The following is an 18,339-nucleotide window of genomic DNA, read 5'->3' as shown; positions in this document are numbered from 1 at the left end:
TATTTCGCCGGACCCTATTTGCACCAATCTAAAAACGCAACTAATTGACATATTGTGATGAAAGTTCCTATTGTTTTTCGTCCTATCCTACTGGTCCTGCAAATAATCACGTTGCTGACAGTGCCTCATTTGTTGTTTTCGCAACAAGTTGCCGACAGCGTCCGATTAGACGAAATCATCGTCACGGGAAACCTGTCGAAAGTCAATCTGCAAAATGCACCAATGAGCATTAGCGTAATATCGAAGAATCAAATCGATGCTCACAAGCAACCGTCGCTATTACCTATACTCAGCGAAGAAGTTCCCGGACTGTTTGTTACACAACGTGGGGTGATGGGTTTTGGAGTAGCTTCGGGGGCAGCGGGAGGCATAACCATCCGCGGCATCGGAGGAACACCTACATCCGGAGTTTTGGTTTTGATAGACGGACACCCACAATTCATGGGACTCATGGGACACCCATTGGCCGACACCTATCTTTCTTCATCAACCGAACGCGTGGAAGTGATTAGAGGCCCTGCTTCGATACTTTACGGATCAAATGCTATGGGTGGTGTAGTCAACATCGTTACTCGACAAATGAATCACAACGGCCTTCGCAATTCGTTTCAAACAATGTATGGAAGCTACAATACACTTAGTGCAAACATTTCGTCAAATTATCGACAGAACGGTTTTTTTGCCAATGCCGATTTAAGTTATAACCGCACCGACGGACACCGCCCCAATATGGAGTTCGATCAAACCGGTGGCCAAGCCAAAGCGGGATACGATTTTTCGGATAATTGGCGCGCATTCGCCAATATTGATCTTTCGAATACGAACGCATCAAATCCGGGAACACTCCAAACTCCCATGGAGGACAACGATGCCGATATTACGCGCGGGATGGCCTCTTTCACCGTGGAGAACAAATATGTCAATACCACCGGTGTCGTGAAAATTTATTATAATTTCGGCGAACACAAAATTAACGATGGCTACGTTGAAGGTGCAGAGCCTAAAACTTACCTGTTTCATTCGAATGACGACATGATGGGATTCGCAATCAGGCAGTCCTATTCGTTTGCGGAAGGAAACCAAACCACGGCAGGATTCGACCTTCAACGTTTCGGAGGCAAGGCTCGCAATCGTTATATCGACGGAATAACTCCTGACTTCAAAATCGTGGACGTTCGCTTGAATGATATGGCAGGTTATATAGATATTCAACAAGCGGCTTTCGATCAAAAACTTACTTTCAATGGCGGTCTGAGGATCGATCATCATGAAATAAATGGTTCGGAGTGGATACCGCAATTGGGAGCAAGTTATTCGCCATCTTCTTCAACTATTATTAAAGCAATTGTCAACAAAGGATTTCGAAACCCAACCATTCGCGAAATGTATATGTTTCCCACACAAAATCCCGATTTAAAACCAGAACGATTAATGAACTACGAAGTTTCGTTATTTCAATCTTTTCCATCACAGCAACTTTCGTTTGGTCTAAATCTCTTTTATATCAGAGGGAGCAATATGATTCAGGTAGATGTAGTTGAAGGAAAACCACTCAACGTAAATTCAGGAAAAGTGGAAAATAAGGGAGTCGAACTCGATATTCACTACGAAGCAAACCGTAACCTGCATTTTTCGGCCAATTACAGTTTGTTGAATATGAAATACAAATTGTTGGCTGCACCCGAGCACAAAATTTATATGAGCGGAAATTTCACAACCGGACGCTGGAATATATCTACAGGCATTCAATATATCGGCAATCTCTACACGAATATTCGGCCCGAAATGAGAAAAAACAGCTTCGTTCTCTGGAATTGTCGAGCACATTATCAAGTGATAAAATGGATGAAGCTATTTGTCAAGGGTGAAAACCTTCTCGATCAATCATACGAAATCAACGACGGATATCCCATGCCGGGAATTACCGCATTCGGAGGAGTTTCAATCGAGATATGATTTTTCCATTTTCAGTCAAGACGAATTGAAAAATGGCGCAAAATCCGAATAAAACCGAAAATCGGAAAACTCAGAGTACAAAAAACTTATATAAAAGCATATCTGATAACCAAACAATACAAAAATACGAACAACATGGATAGACGGAATTTTCTTAAAGCAATAGCTCTGACGGGAGCGGCCTTCACTACAATGAAAGAAGCGGATGCGATGAGTATTCTTACTCAAGGCTTCGAATCGGCCAATGCTGCCACCAAATACGATCTTGTTGCCGTGATTGGTGGCGAACCCGAAGTTATGTTCCGCAAAGCAATCGCAGAATTGGGAGGAATGAAGAACTTCATCAGCCGTGGAGATAAAGTATGTGTTAAGCCCAATATCGGATGGGATCAACCACCTGAAATGGCTGCAGACACCAACCCCAAACTCGTGGCCGAAATCATTAAGCAATGTTTTGATGCCGGAGCCAAAGAAGTAACCGTTTTTGACCACACTTGCGACGACTGGCGCAAATGCTACGCCAACAGCGGTATAGAAGCAGCGGCCAAAGCCGCAGGGGCCAAGGTTGTACCGGCTCATCAGGAATCGTATTACAAAACCGTTTCGTTGCCTAAGGGCAAAAAATTGAAAACAGCCAAGATACACGAAGCAATCGTTGACAGCGACAAATGGATTAACGTTCCCATTCTGAAAAATCACGGCGGAGCGCAAATGACCATTTCGATGAAAAATTACATGGGCATCGTTTGGGATCGAGGATTTTTCCATGCAAACGACCTGCAACAATGCATTGCCGACGCATGTACCTACGAAAAGCGTCCTGTGCTCAACATCGTAGATGCTTATCGATTGATGAAAACAAGTGGCCCCAGAGGCAAATCACCTGCAGATGTGGTACTGTCCAAAGGACAGTTTATTTCTCAAAATATCGTTGCAGTTGACACTGCTGCAGTTAACTTTTTCAATCAAGTACGCGAAATGCCTCTCGAGCGCGTCAAACACATAACCAATGCTCAGGCTCTCGGACTCGGAACAACGAATTTGGACAGTTTGAATATCAGAAGAATTAGGGTTTAAAGATTCCGATTCGAGAAGATTATCTCAAAAGAATTTATCCGACAGTCGATGAAGAAATCTATTTCTAATCGACTGTCGGTAGGAAATCATTTATTTTTGGAAATCCAAAAAGATTAATCGTCATGTTGAAGAAAATCAGAGTAACAGTTTCAATCATTCTTTGCTCATTGATAACGTTATATTTTTTGGATTTTGGCGGAATATTACCTCAACAAATGAGTTTTATGGCCGACGTCCAATTCATTCCTGCACTACTCGCTCTCAATATAGCAATCGTTGGAGCACTTGTTGGTTTGACGCTTTTATTTGGACGTATTTATTGTTCGTCCATCTGTCTGATGGGTATTTATCAGGATATGGTTGCGTGGTTATCAAAAAAACTCATACGAAAAAAACGTTACTCCTATAGCAAGGCCAAAACCATTCTCCGATGGAGCATCTTGGGTGCGGTGATCGTTTCGTTTGTTTTCGGATTCACTTTCCTGCTCGGATTGCTCGATCCTTACGGAGCCTATGGTCGAATCGTTACACACCTTTTCCGTCCTGCATATTTGGCCGGAAATAACCTCTTGGCCGAGATTTTTTCGAAATTCGAGAACTATACATTCTACAAAGTAAGTATTTACGGCTTAGGAATTTTTTCAACCGTCATCTCCTTGTTGACGCTTATCGGAATCGGATTTTTGGCTTGGCGAAACGGTCGCACATACTGCAATACGGTATGTCCGGTAGGAACTGTTCTGGGATTTATCGGCAAGTTTTCCATATTCAAAATTCAATTCATCGACGAAAACTGCAATTCGTGCGGGCTATGCACCATGAAATGCAAAGCATCGTGCATAAATTCGAAAAACAAACAAGTGGACTACAGCCGCTGCGTTACTTGCTTCAACTGCATCGAAACCTGCAACCGAAACGCACTAAAATTTGCTCCGGTTGGCCCAAAAAGACAAAAAGTTGCAGAACCCTCGATTGCCTACAATTATCAAAAAGGAAATCAAACGGTAGATGACTCGAAACGCAGATTTCTTTCCGCAACCCTCATTACCGGAATTGCTGCAGGAAAACTATTGGCTCAGGAGTCGGCAGGTAAACTACTTCCCAAAAAAGACATCAAACGAGAGACACCCATTGCACCTCCGGGAGCATTGAGTTTCGAACATTTGCAGGACAAATGCATATCGTGTCATCTTTGTATCAGCAAATGCCCTTCTCATGTATTAAAACCGGCTTTTCTCGAATATGGACTATCGGGTATGATGCAACCAAAAATGTATTTCGATCATGGTTTCTGCAATTACGACTGTACGGTTTGCGGAGATGTGTGTCCGACAGGAGCCATCACTAAGCTTGATGTGGATGCAAAGCACCAAACCCAAATGGGTAAAGTGCAATTCATCAAAGAAAATTGCATCGTGTATTACGACGAAACGAATTGTGGCGCATGTTCAGAACATTGTCCCACACAAGCTGTACACATGGTTCCCTACAAGGGTGTTTTAACGATTCCCGAAACCGATCAGAGCATTTGCGTGGGCTGCGGAGGCTGCGAGTATGTATGCCCCGCAATACCATTTAAGGCTATTTTTGTGGAGGGGTTAAATGTGCAGAATAAAGTCGAAGTAAAAAAGGAGAAAAAAGAAGAAATCGTCATTGACGATTTTGGGTTTTAACCTCCATAAAGAAGAATCCGATCATTACAGAAAGATATTCAAAAACAAAAAAGATCAAAAAAAATCAGCATGGAGATTATCCTATTGGAATATTTGCCTGAAGACAATTCGGGACGGTTAAATCCGTCAATTTCTCGAGAAAAAGCTTTCGATTTGCTCAGAAAATATAATAGTGAGCCCTTTCACATTCAGCATGCAGAAACAGTTGAGGGCGTGATGCGATATTTTGCACAAACTCTCGGATACGACCGGGAGGTGGATTTCTGGGGCTTGGTCGGATTGCTTCACGATTTGGATTTTGAGCAATTTCCCGAACAACATTGCATCAAAGTACGCGAAATATTGACCGAAGAGGGATTCGATCCTCAAATCATCAGAGCAATTGTATCGCATGCATACGGATTTACACAAACAGACGTCCGCCCTTCGCATCCGATGGAGAAAGTGCTTTACGCTGTCGACGAACTTACAGGTCTGATAGGTGCGGCCATATTGATGCGACCGAGCAAAAGCACACTCGATCTGACTACACAATCGCTCAAGAAAAAATTCAAGGATAAAAAGTTTGCCGCAGGATGTTCGCGAGAAGTTATTTTGCGAGGTGCTCAAGCACTTGGATGGGAATTAGATTATCTGATGGACGAAACGATCAAAGCCATGCAAGAATTGGAAAAAACTCAATCTTCGTAAACATCAGATCTTATTTGTGGAATTTTTCTTCACGTTCAAAAATTCAATCGTATTTTTTTGACTCATTTGGAAAATTTTCCTTTTCTTTGCAGTAACAATAAATTATCATTCACCATTCATCAAATCATTTGCCTATTGAATTGACATTACGCACATAAACATTTTAAATTTATGAAGTAATGAATTCATTGTTGTCAATGACCGACGAACAATTGGTAGCGTTGTATGTTACGGGTAACAACAGGGCATTTGATATTCTCCTCAATCGCTATAAGCAGCCGCTTTATGGATATATCCTGTGTGCAGTACGCAATCGCGAAGTTGCAAATGATCTTTTCCAGGATATGCTTGTCAAGGCTATTACCACCATCAGGCAAGGGCGATATGCCGATTCAGGAAAATTCAAAGCCTGGCTCACACGGATTGCTCACAACCTGATTGTTGATTATTTCAGGCAGGAGCAAGTTGAGAACACTGTCTCGCACGATCGCTACGAAATTGATCTCTTCAATAATCCGAAATTTTCTGAAGAAACTGTCGAAAGCATGATGGTGAAAAGCCAAACACTTGCCGACGTAAAAAAACTTGTAGGCCACCTTCCCGATTCGCAACGAGAAGTACTCGAGATGCGATATTATCGCGATATGAGTTTCAAGGAAATAGCAGAGTTGACAGGGGTGAGTATCAATACCGCTTTGGGACGAATGCGTTATGCCATACAAAACATGCGTAAAATAGCGGATGATAACAAAATGAGTTTATCTCTGCAATAAAACAAATAGATAACCTCTATTGAAACGCAAAAAGCCGGACTTATTAAAAAGTCCGGCTTTTTGCTTATAGGAAGGAGTTCAAAGATTCTTGTACAAGACGAGTGTATATATGAAATGAGAGTAATTTGTTCGCAAATTTTGTTTCTAACGATATATTGAAATTATGAAAATTTCAACACCTCGTTTTTTCGAGTCGATACTTCAGAAGATGAAAACTTCTTAACGTCTCAAAAACAGTTTCGAGCCTGTTCGTGTTACCCTAAGAAGTAATTTGAATCTCATACGTCAAACTGTAATTGGGTTAACAGTTTTCGTCTGAAAAGGAAATTCAACTTGTGAAGCAGAATCTGGTATTCAAGACTCGGTCGCAAAGGTCAGAATAAGTATATCTTTCAACAAGATACATGATTCATACCATCACACGACTTAGAAACACGAGAGATAACGGAAAAACTTTCAACGGAACAACTTTGCAGTTTATCTGCAAAATAACTGACTGGTCGATTTTAGCAGCACAATCATGTTTCACCAAAATGGCTCTCGTTGCAAAAGGATATTTTGCAGGAGAATGATTTTCGCCGGACACACTTGCTCGAACTTGATAATCGATTTATTATAAGAGAGTAAACTCTTTTTTTATCACTCAATTCTTGCAAGTTATGTTCGAAAACCCACATTCCGATCTGTTCCTGTTTACCTGCTACGAAAAAAATACTTTTCCGTTCGAATACCCCTCAAGGAATAAACGAGAATTATCGTATAACCAAATCTTTGTTTGAGACCAGATGCGTTAGACATCAGTCCAAACATTCGGACTTCTCCAATTTTTGGTTTTTTAAACTCAAATCCTCATCGATCCTTTCCTGCTGAACAAATTTATCGACAACAACTTGTTGCTCTGTTTTACTATCCCGTCGGTTCGGATAGGAAAAATAAAATAGAGTGATCGCAATCGTCAAAGACTTTTTTCATAATACCTCTGAACACCGCCTTATCGATGACAACAAAAATAGGATATTTCCGTTGAAAAAGACTCGAAGCATCTCAAGAATTGTTTTACTCAAGACCGCTTAACTTATTAAACGGACGGGTGTTCTTTTTTAAATCCTGCACAAAATGTCAATGAACTCCTAAATATTTTGTACTCCTTGTACTTATATTTGTTCGATGTTGGTTTTGCAAATATAATAGACAGGACGACTAAAAAACAAATATTTCGGCAAATAGATATAAACAACTTTTAAACAAGAAATGAACAGATTATCAACATCAGCTTCTGTAAATCTTCATGTGTAAGAAACATCCGGGGTAATTCAAAATAATGACAGATGTATAAACAATAGTGAACTCACTCAAAAGAAATCGACCTCAACCACATGAAAAATGTCTGTATACCAACAAAGACGTTTTCGGATATGAAAACGTCTTTCGTTGTATAAATCGATTTACTTAGTCAAGTTTCAGAACAGCAAGGAATGCCTTTTGAGGAACCTCCACGTTGCCGATTTGCTTCATCCGCTTTTTGCCCTCCTTTTGTTTTTCGAGCAATTTTCGCTTACGCGAAATATCACCACCATAACATTTTGCCGTAACATCCTTGCGGACGGCCTTCACCGTTTCGCGAGCGATAATTTTTGCCCCGATGGCTGCTTGGATGGCTATATCGAATTGTTGACGGGGAATCAGTTCCTTCAGTTTTTCGCACATCCTTCGTCCGAAAGTCTGGGCGTTATCGATATGCGTCAGTGTGGAAAGGGCATCTACCGGTTCGCCGTTGAGCAGAATATCGAGTTTCACCAGTTTCGAGGGACGAAAATCGTGCATGTGATAGTCGAACGAAGCATAACCTTTAGAAATGCTTTTGAGTTTGTCGTAAAAATCGATCACGATTTCGCCTAACGGCAGATCGAAAATGATTTCGACGCGATCGCCCGAAATATATTCCTGTTTGATCAGAACGCCGCGTTTGCCGAGACAAAGTGTCATGATAGGGCCGATATACGCGGTGTTGGTGATGATAGATGAGCGGATAAACGGCTCTTCGATGCGCTCGATAAGTGTGGGATCGGGAAGTCCGGCCGGATTGTGCACCTCCTTCATATTCCCTTTTTTGTCGTAAACTCGGTACGAAACGTTTGGAACGGTGGTGATTACGTCCATGTTGAATTCGCGTTCCAATCGTTCCTGAACGATTTCCATGTGCAACAATCCAAGAAAGCCGCATCTGAAGCCGAAGCCCAATGCCACCGACGATTCGGGCTGGAAGGTCAGCGAGGCATCGTTCAGCTGCAGTTTTTCGAGGGAGGAACGCAGGTTTTCGAAATCTTCCGATTCGATGGGATAAACGCCCGCAAACACCATGGGTTTCACTTCTTCGAAACCGGAAATTGCTTTGTCGCATGGACGTTTGACGTGTGTAATGGTGTCGCCCACTTTTACCTCTTTCGAGGTTTTGATTCCCGAAATGATATAGCCCACATCGCCGCATTCCACACGATCACGTGGGAGCATATCGAGTTTGAGCACCCCCACCTCATCGGCTTCGTACTCTTTGCCGGTTGCGACAAATTTCACCAATTCACCTTTACCAATGCTGCCGTTAACGATTTTGAAGTAAGCGATGATTCCACGGAAAGGATTGAAAACCGAATCGAAAATCAGTGCTTGCAGGGGTGCATCGGGATCGCCTGCCGGAGGTGGAACACGACGAACGATTGTTTGAAGAATTTCCTCCACACCCTGTCCGGTTTTTCCGCTTGCGCGGATAATCTCGCTTCGATCGCAGCCCAACAGTTGTACAATCTGATCCTCCACTTCGTCGGGCATGGCACTGTCCAAATCTATCTTGTTGAGAACAGGTATAATTTCCAAATCGTGTTCGATGGCCATATACACGTTTGAGATGGTTTGGGCCTGAATGCCCTGCGCTGCATCCACAACGAGCAGAGCACCTTCGCAGGCGGCAATCGAACGCGATACCTCATACGAAAAATCTACGTGTCCCGGAGTGTCTATCAGATTCAGGATGTACTTTTCGCCTTCGAATTCGTACTCCATCTGTATGGCATGGCTCTTGATCGTAATTCCGCGTTCGCGCTCCAGATCCATGTTGTCGAGCACCTGATCCTTCAGATCCTTACTGTCAATCGTGTGCGTATATTCCAGCAAACGATCGGCCAGCGTGCTCTTGCCATGATCGATGTGTGCGATAATGCAGAAGTTGCGTATATTTTTCATTCAGTAGCGTTGCTTTCTGTTTTCTGTCGAAATTAAAGTTGTGAAATCAAAATTCGGCATTGTTGGGTGTGCGCGGGAAAGGAATCACATCGCGAATATTGGTCATTCCTGTTACAAACAGCATCAGGCGTTCGAATCCAAGTCCGAATCCGGCATGAGGCGCTGTACCGAATTTGCGCGTTTCGATATACCACCAGATCGGCTCGGCATTCATACCCAATTCCTTGACCCGATTCATCAATTTATCGTAGTCGGCTTCGCGTTCGCTTCCACCGATAATTTCACCGATTTTCGGGAACAGCACATCCATAGCGCGTACTGTCTTGCCGTCATCGTTCTGTTTCATATAGAACGATTTGATTTCTTTGGGATAATCGGTCAGGATGACCGGACATTTAAAATGTTTTTCCACCAGGTAGCGTTCGTGCTCCGATTGCAGATCGGTTCCCCAATGAACGGGAAATTCGAATTTTTCACCCGATTCTTCCAATATCTTAATGCCTTCGGCATAGGTGAGGCGGATAAAGTTGTTGTCAACCACAAAATTCAGACGATCGATCAGTTCGTTATCATACATTTTGGCCAAAAACTCGATGTCTTCCCTGCAATTGTCCAACGCATAACGGATGAGGTATTTCAGAAAATCTTCTGCCAAATCCATATTATCGTTGATGTCGTTGAAGGCTACTTCGGGTTCAATCATCCAAAATTCGGCCAGGTGTCGTGGCGTATTGGAATTTTCGGCACGAAAAGTAGGCCCAAAAGTATAGATTGCCCCCAAAGCCATAGCTCCCAATTCGCCTTCCAATTGTCCCGAAACGGTGAGATTGGTCTGACGTCCGAAAAAATCTTGCGAATAATCTATTTTTCCATCCTCGGTTCGTGGCGGATTGTTGAGATCGAGCGTAGTTACCTCAAACATGGCGCCGGCACCTTCGGCATCGGAGGCAGTAATAAGTGGCGTATGGAAATAATAAAATCCGCGATCGTTAAAATATTTATGGATGGCATAGGCCATGTGATGACGAATTCTGAAAACTGCACCGAACGTGTTTGTGCGTGGACGCAAATAAGCAATTTCGCGAAGGAACTCGAGGGAATGACCTTTCTTCTGCAATGGATAGGAAGCAGGATCGGCCGTACCGAAAATTTCGATTTCGGCAGCTTGAATTTCCACCGATTGACCTTGTCCCTGCGATTCCACCAACAGTCCGTTCACGTTGATGCATGCACCGGTAGTAATCGGTTTGAGAAACGATTCGCCAAATTTTTCGTTATCGATGACAATTTGGATGTTCTGAATGGTCGATCCGTCGTTCAAAGCGACAAAACTCACGTTTTTGTTTCCTCTGCGGGTTCGCACCCAACCTTTAACGTTTATTTCTTTTCCGAATGTGTTGAGCTTTAGAGCTTCCGAAATCTTTGTCCTTTTTAGTTGTTTCATATCGTGTAATATAGCGTGCCAAGCCCGACTATCACTATCGGGCTTGGCAACAAAAGTTTAATCGAAAATTCCCATACGGAGCATGTTCACTTCTTTTTCTGTCAGGTAGCGCCATTTGCCACGAGCAAGATTTTTCTTGGTTAATCCGGCAAAATATACGCGATCGAGTTTGAGAACATGATAACCGAGCTTCTCGAAAATGCGTCGAACAACCCTGTTTTTTCCGGAATGAATTTCGATACCTACCTGCGAGAGATCTTCTTCCGAAACGTAGCTGATGGCATCGGCATGAATTTCTCCATCCTCGAGTTCGATGCCGTCGGCTATAGCCTGCATGTGCTCCATCGATACCGGTTTGTCGAGCCAAACCTGATAAATCTTACGCTTTTCGTATTTGGGATGTGTTAATTTCGAAGCCAAGTCGCCATCATTTGTGAGCAACAGTACGCCGGTGGTTGAACGGTCGAGGCGGCCGACCGGATAAATTCTTTCGGAGCACGCACTCTTCACCAACTCCATCACGGTTTTGCGATTTTCGGGATCGTCGGTTGTGGTCACAAACCCTTTGGGCTTGTTGAGCAGCACATACACCTTGCTTTCGAGCTTCACCGGCTGATCATGAAACATCACTTCATCGGAACGGGTAATTTTGGTTCCAAGTTCCGTAACCACCTGTCCGTTCACTTTCACCACACCTGCCTGTATAAATTCGTCGGCTTCGCGTCGCGAGCATACGCCGGCATTCGCCAAATATTTATTCAGACGGATAGGTGCATTGGGATCGGCGTTTTCCTTATACTTAATTTGTTTGAAGGGTTTTTTCTTTTTCTTGAGAGGAATATTCCCCTGACTCTTGTATTGCCCTTGTGTGGATTGATTGCGGTAACCTCCATTTCCTGAATAGCGGTTTTGGTTGTTATTATTCGCATAATCGCGACCTGCCGGCTGATTGATTCTTTCGCCGACACGTGGGCGGCGTTTTTTGGCTCCCTCTTCATTTTCGTTGTTGACACCCGAATATCTCGGACGATATTCGTTTGGAGATGGACGAAATCCCCTTTCGCGGCTCGAATAACTGTCATCCGATCCGTCGTTTTGTGTTCTTCTGTCGTTGTAATTTTGTCTGTTAGAAGAAACGTGTCTCTCATTGTTCGCGCTGTTGTAAATTCGTCTTGGGCGCGGTTCTTCGTTGTTGTTTGTCATTTTTTTCTCAAAAATTTTTAAACCTCACGGCGTTATTAATTCCTTTAACCTAAAAACAATAAATCAGCATTATTTGCTGCTGTGATGTGATAAATAACTTTTTCCTTTTTAATATTTAAACTCAAAAAATAATCGGAATTTATCGTTAAATTCCTGTATAGTTCTGTGGCGTAATAGCTTTCAATTCATTTTTAATATCTTCCGAAACATTCAATGTATCGATAAATTGCGAAATGCTCTCTTTGGTAACATGTTGATTTGTACGCGTCAGTTCTTTCAAAGCTTCATAGGGTTTGGGATAGCCTTCTCTCCGCAAAATCGTTTGAATGCCTTCGGCAACAACCGCCCAATTGTTTTCGAGGTCGCGATCGATAGCTTCCCTGTTTAATAACAATTTATTGAGCCCTTTTGTTGTGCTTTTTAGCGCAATTAATCCATAAGCCAGAGGCATACCAATATTGCGAATAACGGTTGAATCGGTCAGGTCGCGTTGCAGGCGCGACACCGGTAATTTGGCAGCCAGATGTTCGAGCATGGCATTCGCCATTCCCAGATTGCCTTCGGCATTTTCAAAATCGATGGGATTCACTTTGTGAGGCATCGCCGAAGAACCGACTTCGCCTTCCTTGATTTTTTGTTTGAAATATTCCATCGAAATGTATTGCCACATATCCCGACACAAGTCGATAAGAATAGTGTTGATGCGCTTGAGAGCATCGCACGAAGCGGACAATGCATCGTAGTTGGATATTTGTGTGGTAAAAGCTTCACGACTCAAATCCAGTTTTTCGGCCAGAAATTTGTTTGCAAACGCTGCCCAGTCGATAGCGGGATAAGCTACGTGATGTGCATTAAAATTGCCCGTTGCTCCTCCAAATTTTCCCTTTGCCGGAATGTGCTTCAATGGCTCTATCTGATTTCGCAGGCGGTAGGCAAAAACCTCGATTTCCTTTCCCAAGCGGGTGGGTGATGCAGGCTGTCCGTGCGTATGAGCCAGCATCGGAATATCTTTCCACTCTTCGGCATATTTTTCGAGCAATTGAGCCAAAGCCTCGAGTTGCGGAATATAAACCTGTTGAAGTGCGTCGCGCCACATCATCGGGAAAGCCGTATTGTTGATATCCTGCGAAGTGAGCCCAAAATGGATAAATTCCTTGTAAGCAGAGAGTCCCAACGTATCGAATTTTTCTTTCAGAAAATATTCTACCGCTTTCACGTCGTGATTGGTCGTCTTTTCGATATCCTTGATGCGCCGGGCATCTTTTTCGTCGAAGTTATCGATGATTTCGTGCAATCGGGTCTTATCTCCTTCGTTCATCCCTTGCAATGGAGGCAGGTTCAATTCGTATAGGGCGATAAAGTATTTCACTTCTACCATTACCCGATATTTGATCAACGCAAATTCAGAGAAAAAGGACGACAGTTCGTCGGTTTTTTCTCTGTAACGGCCGTCGATGGGAGATATAGCGTTCAGTTCGTTAAGTTTCATCTAAAAAAAGCACATTAAACGATAAGAAGAAAATCGATTTTCCAAAAAAATTCTTCACATAGTAAACGATTTCGAATGACTTTACTTCAATCGTGTTAATCTGTTCGATACAAGTCATTTTTCAAACCACAAAATTAATCATAAATATAGTCTCTGAAAAATTTTACGAAAAATATTTGATTTTTTTTGCATCGAAAAAAAAAACCTCTTATCTTTGCATCGCTTTTCCGGAAAATATGCTCCAAGCGAGGGCAACAAAAGGCAAAGATAAATCGGGCGTTTAGCTCAGCTGGTTCAGAGCATCTGCCTTACAAGCAGAGGGTCGGCGGTTCGAATCCGTCAACGCCCACAAAATGAAGACCAAGCGCTGTAAAGTGTTTGGCCTTTTTTATTTTAAAACATCACATGTATTTCGTTTATATTTTATATTCCAATAAATTGGACAAGTATTACGTGGGTTCTACCGGAAATCCGGAAGATCGATTGAAGCGTCACAACAGCGGTAGAAGCACATATACAAAACCCGGTATTCTGTGGAATCTTGTCTATTTGAAAGAATATCAAACTCGTTCCCAAGCTTACAGTGCGGAACAATACATCAAATCTCGAAAAAGCCGAATTTACATCGAACAACTGATCGAAAATGGTTAAAACAGATCGTTCAGAGCACTCCGATACATCGGAGGGGACGGCGATTCGAATTCCGATTCTCGGAATGTCGTTCCTCCATCCGTCAACGCCCACAAAATGAAGACCAAGCGCTGTAAAGTGTTTGGCCTTTTTTATTTTAAAACATCACATGTATTTCGTTTATATTTTATATTCCAATAAATTGGACAGATATTACGTAGGTTCTACCGGAAATCTGGAAGATCGATTGAAGCGTCACAACAGCGGTAGAAGCACATATACGAAACCGGGTATTCCGTGGAATCTTGTTTATTTGAAAGAATATCAAACTCGTTCCCAAGCTTACAGTGCGGAACAATACATCAAATCTCGAAAAAGCAGAATTTACATCGAACAACTGATTGAAAATAGTTGAAACAGATCGTTCAGAGCACTCCGATACATCGGAGGAGGCGGCGGTTCGAATTCCGATTCTCGGAATGTCGTCCCTCCATCCGTTAACGCCCACAAAATGAAGACCAAGCGCTGTAAAGTGTTTGGCCTTTTTTATTTTAAAACATCACATGTATTTCGTTTATATTTTATATTCCAATAAATTGGACAGATATTACGTGGGTTCTACCGGAAATCCGGAAGATCGATTGAAGCGTCACAACAGCGGTAGAAGCACATATACAAAACCCGGTATTCCGTGGAATCTTGTCTATTTGAAAGAATATCAAACTCGTTCCCAAGCTTACAGTGCGGAACAATACATCAAATCTCGAAAAAGCAGAATTTACATCGAACAACTGATTGAAAAATAGTTGAAACAGATCGTTCAGAGCACTCCGATACAGCTGTAGTTTTATCCAAATGTTTAGTTTCATAAATATCAAAATAAAAACCCCTGCCGATTGTAAATTTGGCAGGGACTTTTTTTATTATCAGATCGAGCTACAACTCTTTCAGTAATTCGCGAACGGCGGCTTCAAGTTGAGTATCTTGGCCACCGACAACCTTATTCAAATCGAGAGGCGCTTTGACATCCGGTTCGAGCTGACTGTTTTCGAGATAAGTTCCTTGTGCGGTACGATAACCTACAACGGGAATACCGAAATAAAGTGTCGGATCTTGCAGTGTTACCCAATTTACGCTAGTCATGGTTCCCGGGACGGGCATGCCTACCAGTTTGCCGATATTTTGATGTTTATATACCCAGGGCGTACCGTGAGCATTGGAATAATCGGCTTCGGTGATGAGCATGACAGAAGGCTTGTTCCATCTGCGGCTGGGCATTTCGCAATACTGTTTATCGCGTATCACCTGATCAAGATACTTCTTTCCACTGAAAAATACTTCCAAATCTTCGTGCAATCGGCCTCCCCCGTTGTAACGAATATCTATCACGATGCCCTCTTTTTGATAATATTTGCCCAACGCGTCGGCATAAATTTTTCGGAAACTTGCATCGTCCATCGAGGCTACATGCACATATCCAAGTCGGCCATTCGATAGTCGATCCACCTCGTCGGCACGTTGTTTCACCCAGCGTTCATAAAGCAGATTGTCCTGCACTGCGGATGAAATAGGCTTGACGACTTCATCCCAACGTTCGCCGGTGGCAGGCGAATAAAGTGAGATCAGCGTGTTTTTCCCGGTCTTTCCTTCGAGCATAGGGTAGTAATCCTGCTGAGGAAGAATTTCCTGACCGTCTATTTTTTCGATAATATCACCCGGTTTGGCTTTCGAGAGAAAGGTATCGAAGGGACCATTGATGAGTATTTCGTCTATTTTTAAGCCCTTCAGGTTATTGTCACTGCTTACAAAAAGTCCCAGATTTGCCGTTTTATCTTCACTTCCGGGAGCACGATAACCCGATCCGGTGTGCGACACATTGAGCTCGCCCAACAATTCGGACAACATTTCCGAAAAATCGTAATTGTTGTTGATATGGGGCAAAAATTTGCGATAGTGTGCCGTTAGATTATCCCAATCCACGCCGTGCATGTTGACATTATAAAACCTTTCCTTTTCTTCGCGTTGTACATAATTGAACATAAATTCTCGTTCTTTGTCCAGATCGAGTTTCATTTCGGCTTTATAATCAATCGGCGTTAATTTTTCGCCCGAAAAATCCATTTTCTGCATTTTCTTGCTTCCCAAAATAAAAAGTATCTTTTGATCCTTATCGGTACTCAACGAGGCATTACCTCCTTTGAGTTTTGAAAGCAGTTTGGTTGTTTTCTCACGCAAATCGTGCACCCACAAATCATAATCGTCTTCGAAAGCCGATAAGTAATAAAGTTTGGTCGCATCCTTGTTGATAAGGGCACTGCCAAGTCGCGACGAATTAGGCGTCAAACGTTCGATGCGCTGATCCATGTTTTCGAACTCCATGACAATATCTTTGGGCTTTTCATTGGCCTTTTTCGAATCATTATCTTTTTCATCCTCTTTTTCCGAAGCTTTTTTGGCTTCCTTTTCGGCATCCGTAAAGAGCTCGTACTCTTCCTTACTCATTTTGAACTTATTATACGCTTCGCGATTGACAAAAGCGATCATCACATCTTCCATCGAACCCCAAGAAGCATGATTACGCATACCGTATTGTTCCGAATTGAAAAGAATTGCGTTACCATCCATCACCCATCGCGGATTTCGATTTGTATAACCGCTGTGAGTGAGATCAAAAATATCGCCACCCGATTGTGCACTCACAATACCAATATTGGTGTAAGGCGAATGATTGTTGGAAACATATTCCATCACAAACCATTTGCCATCTGGCGACCATTCGTAATCTATACTTCCGTCGGTTCCTTGCTGGTAAGTTCCGTCGGTGATTTGCCGAATTTTTTTCGACTCGAGATTATATACCATCAACTTTTTACGATCCTGAACAAAAGCGACTTCCTTTCCGTCGGGAGAAAATTTGGGATGCTGCTTTTCCGAATCGTCATTCTTGATAAGCGGTTGTTCGTCAATAAGCGTCGCATTCGGAAAATTGGGCTCTTCCTTACGGGCGATTCGGGCAATATACACATTCCACCGACCATCGCGATAACTCGAATATACCAACGAACGATTATCGGCGCCAAAATCTACATCGGCCTCTTCAGCAATCGATTGTGAAATTTGTTTGGTGGTAGCATAATCGGCCGAAGTAACAAAAACATCGCCCCTGACGGTAAAAGCAATTTGCTTGCCATCCGGCGAATTAGCTGCCGAAGTTGCTCCGGACGTAAAACTGAGTTTTTTGAGCGGAGGCTCGTCGACATCTGACGTGATGGTGATCTGCAGCTTTTGCGGAGAGGCAGAACCCGGTGTTAACCTATAAATTTCGCCATCGTAACCAAAACAAAGTGTACCGTTGTCGGAAACCGAAAGGAATCGCACAGGATGATTATTGAAATGAGTAAGTTGTTTAACGGCAGAAGGAGTGGACACCGACGAACTAAACACATTGAATGTTCCGCTGCGCTCGCTCAAGAAATAAAACGTGTTGCCATCGCTTCCATAAACAGGATCAGTATCTTCGCCTTGCCAATCTATCAGTTTTTGAATGCTGCCCGAACTGATATCGTACTGAAGGATATCGCGCGTAACCGCCGAAGTGTGGTGTTTTCGCCAAGTGTTCTCGAATCCCTTAATATCCTGATAAAGGAATTTTCTTCCGGATGGATGAAAACTGATTTTGTCTGCCGGAAAAGCAACAATCATTTCAGGGCGGCCACCTCCAACCGAAACTTTATATAATTCGGTCAATCGCGCCGTGGGAAACATGGCACTCTTGGCCGGATCTTGATAGTGTGCCGAAAATACGACATATTTACCGTCGGGAGTAAAGGTAAACAAATTTTCGGAAGCCGAATTTGTGGTGAGTCTTTGTGCAGGACCTCCATCCGACGACATGACGAAAATATCTTTCGCTCCATTTTCGCGATCGCTCACAAAAGCTATTTTTTCGCCATCAGGCGACCAAACCGGAGAGCTGTCGAAGGCATCGTTAGCTGTCAAGCGCGCAGCTTTTCCACCATTAATCGAAACTTTGTAAATGTCGCCCTTGTAAGCGAAAGCTACTTGCGAACCATCCGGAGACACTGACGGATATCGCATCCAAAGCGGATTTTGTGCACTCAAAGAGAGTGTTAGGAGGCAGAAAAGACCTGCCAAAAGACGTTTCAT

At 42.9% G+C, this 18,339-nt stretch carries 13 protein-coding genes and 1 tRNA gene; 9 read left to right on the top strand and 5 right to left on the bottom strand.

The window, feature by feature from the left end:
• The first annotated feature begins 57 nt into the window (after positions 1 to 57).
• From EJN84_RS03190 to EJN84_RS03170, 5 genes are all read left to right on the top strand, one after another.
• Positions 58 to 1,956, top strand: a complete 1,899-nt coding sequence (locus EJN84_RS03190; protein WP_129594076.1) for a TonB-dependent receptor plug domain-containing protein — start codon at positions 58 to 60, stop codon at positions 1,954 to 1,956.
• 135 nt (positions 1,957 to 2,091) lie between these two features.
• The gene (locus tag EJN84_RS03185) at positions 2,092 to 3,033 is read left to right on the top strand and encodes a DUF362 domain-containing protein (RefSeq protein WP_129594075.1); all 942 of its coding nucleotides are present in this window, start codon (positions 2,092 to 2,094) and stop codon (positions 3,031 to 3,033) included.
• Between the two features lie 122 nt (positions 3,034 to 3,155).
• Complete coding sequence (locus EJN84_RS03180) at positions 3,156 to 4,706, top strand: 4Fe-4S binding protein (protein ID WP_129594074.1); 1,551 nt, start codon at positions 3,156 to 3,158, stop codon at positions 4,704 to 4,706.
• 69 nt (positions 4,707 to 4,775) lie between these two features.
• Positions 4,776 to 5,396, top strand: a complete 621-nt coding sequence (locus tag EJN84_RS03175; RefSeq protein WP_129594073.1) for a hydrolase — start codon at positions 4,776 to 4,778, stop codon at positions 5,394 to 5,396.
• Positions 5,397 to 5,575: 179 nt separating this feature from the next.
• Positions 5,576 to 6,169, top strand: a complete 594-nt coding sequence (locus EJN84_RS03170; protein WP_129594072.1) for a sigma-70 family RNA polymerase sigma factor — start codon at positions 5,576 to 5,578, stop codon at positions 6,167 to 6,169.
• A 1,449-nt stretch (positions 6,170 to 7,618) separates the two neighbouring features.
• Here EJN84_RS03170 and lepA read toward each other — a convergent pair.
• From lepA to purB, 4 genes are all read right to left on the bottom strand, one after another.
• Positions 7,619 to 9,406 (bottom strand): translation elongation factor 4, encoded by a 1,788-nt coding sequence (gene lepA, locus EJN84_RS03165; RefSeq protein WP_129594071.1) that lies wholly within the window; start codon positions 9,404 to 9,406, stop codon positions 7,619 to 7,621.
• Between the two features lie 46 nt (positions 9,407 to 9,452).
• Positions 9,453 to 10,850, bottom strand: coding sequence for an asparagine--tRNA ligase (asnS, locus tag EJN84_RS03160; RefSeq protein WP_101487353.1), 1,398 nt, complete (start codon positions 10,848 to 10,850; stop codon positions 9,453 to 9,455).
• A gap of 57 nt (positions 10,851 to 10,907) precedes the next feature.
• Complete coding sequence (locus EJN84_RS03155) at positions 10,908 to 12,053, bottom strand: pseudouridine synthase (RefSeq protein WP_101487354.1); 1,146 nt, start codon at positions 12,051 to 12,053, stop codon at positions 10,908 to 10,910.
• A gap of 145 nt (positions 12,054 to 12,198) precedes the next feature.
• Positions 12,199 to 13,542, bottom strand: coding sequence for an adenylosuccinate lyase (purB, locus tag EJN84_RS03150; protein WP_129594070.1), 1,344 nt, complete (start codon positions 13,540 to 13,542; stop codon positions 12,199 to 12,201).
• Positions 13,543 to 13,816: 274 nt separating this feature from the next.
• Here purB and EJN84_RS03145 point away from each other — a divergent pair.
• The 4 genes from EJN84_RS03145 (at position 13,817) to EJN84_RS03130 (ending at position 14,978) form a co-directional block, all read left to right on the top strand.
• Positions 13,817 to 13,891, top strand: a tRNA-Val gene (locus EJN84_RS03145).
• A gap of 56 nt (positions 13,892 to 13,947) precedes the next feature.
• Positions 13,948 to 14,193, top strand: a complete 246-nt coding sequence (locus EJN84_RS03140; protein ID WP_129594069.1) for a GIY-YIG nuclease family protein — start codon at positions 13,948 to 13,950, stop codon at positions 14,191 to 14,193.
• Between the two features lie 148 nt (positions 14,194 to 14,341).
• A complete protein-coding gene (locus tag EJN84_RS03135) occupies positions 14,342 to 14,587 on the top strand; it encodes a GIY-YIG nuclease family protein (protein ID WP_129594068.1) in 246 nt (81 codons plus the stop codon).
• Positions 14,588 to 14,735: 148 nt separating this feature from the next.
• Complete coding sequence (locus EJN84_RS03130) at positions 14,736 to 14,978, top strand: GIY-YIG nuclease family protein (RefSeq protein ID WP_129594067.1); 243 nt, start codon at positions 14,736 to 14,738, stop codon at positions 14,976 to 14,978.
• Between the two features lie 130 nt (positions 14,979 to 15,108).
• Here EJN84_RS03130 and EJN84_RS03125 read toward each other — a convergent pair whose 3' ends face one another.
• A complete protein-coding gene (locus EJN84_RS03125; protein ID WP_129594066.1) occupies positions 15,109 to 18,339 on the bottom strand; it encodes a S41 family peptidase in 3,231 nt (1,076 codons plus the stop codon).

Origin of the sequence: Seramator thermalis (assembly GCF_004138125.1) — a bacterium.
Lineage (GTDB): Bacteria > Bacteroidota > Bacteroidia > Bacteroidales > Dysgonomonadaceae > Seramator > Seramator thermalis.
Note: the sequence above shows the minus strand (reverse complement) of the source record. Positions and strands in the feature narration are given on the sequence as shown.

Excerpts from the sequence above, each read along its gene's own strand:
- EJN84_RS03170 (WP_129594072.1), top strand. The coding sequence starts at position 5,576 with ATGAATTCATTGTTGTCAATGACCGACGAACAATTGGTAGCGTTGTAT.
- EJN84_RS03135 (WP_129594068.1), top strand. The coding sequence starts at position 14,342 with ATGTATTTCGTTTATATTTTATATTCCAATAAATTGGACAGATATTAC.
- EJN84_RS03180 (WP_129594074.1), top strand. The coding sequence starts at position 3,156 with ATGTTGAAGAAAATCAGAGTAACAGTTTCAATCATTCTTTGCTCATTG.
- EJN84_RS03155 (WP_101487354.1), bottom strand. The coding sequence starts at position 12,053 with ATGACAAACAACAACGAAGAACCGCGCCCAAGACGAATTTACAACAGC.
- EJN84_RS03125 (WP_129594066.1), bottom strand. The coding sequence starts at position 18,339 with ATGAAACGTCTTTTGGCAGGTCTTTTCTGCCTCCTAACACTCTCTTTG.
- EJN84_RS03140 (WP_129594069.1), top strand. The coding sequence starts at position 13,948 with ATGTATTTCGTTTATATTTTATATTCCAATAAATTGGACAAGTATTAC.
- EJN84_RS03190 (WP_129594076.1), top strand. The coding sequence starts at position 58 with ATGAAAGTTCCTATTGTTTTTCGTCCTATCCTACTGGTCCTGCAAATA.
- purB (WP_129594070.1), bottom strand. The coding sequence starts at position 13,542 with ATGAAACTTAACGAACTGAACGCTATATCTCCCATCGACGGCCGTTAC.
- asnS (WP_101487353.1), bottom strand. The coding sequence starts at position 10,850 with ATGAAACAACTAAAAAGGACAAAGATTTCGGAAGCTCTAAAGCTCAAC.
- EJN84_RS03185 (WP_129594075.1), top strand. The coding sequence starts at position 2,092 with ATGGATAGACGGAATTTTCTTAAAGCAATAGCTCTGACGGGAGCGGCC.
- EJN84_RS03175 (WP_129594073.1), top strand. The coding sequence starts at position 4,776 with ATGGAGATTATCCTATTGGAATATTTGCCTGAAGACAATTCGGGACGG.
- EJN84_RS03130 (WP_129594067.1), top strand. The coding sequence starts at position 14,736 with ATGTATTTCGTTTATATTTTATATTCCAATAAATTGGACAGATATTAC.
- lepA (WP_129594071.1), bottom strand. The coding sequence starts at position 9,406 with ATGAAAAATATACGCAACTTCTGCATTATCGCACACATCGATCATGGC.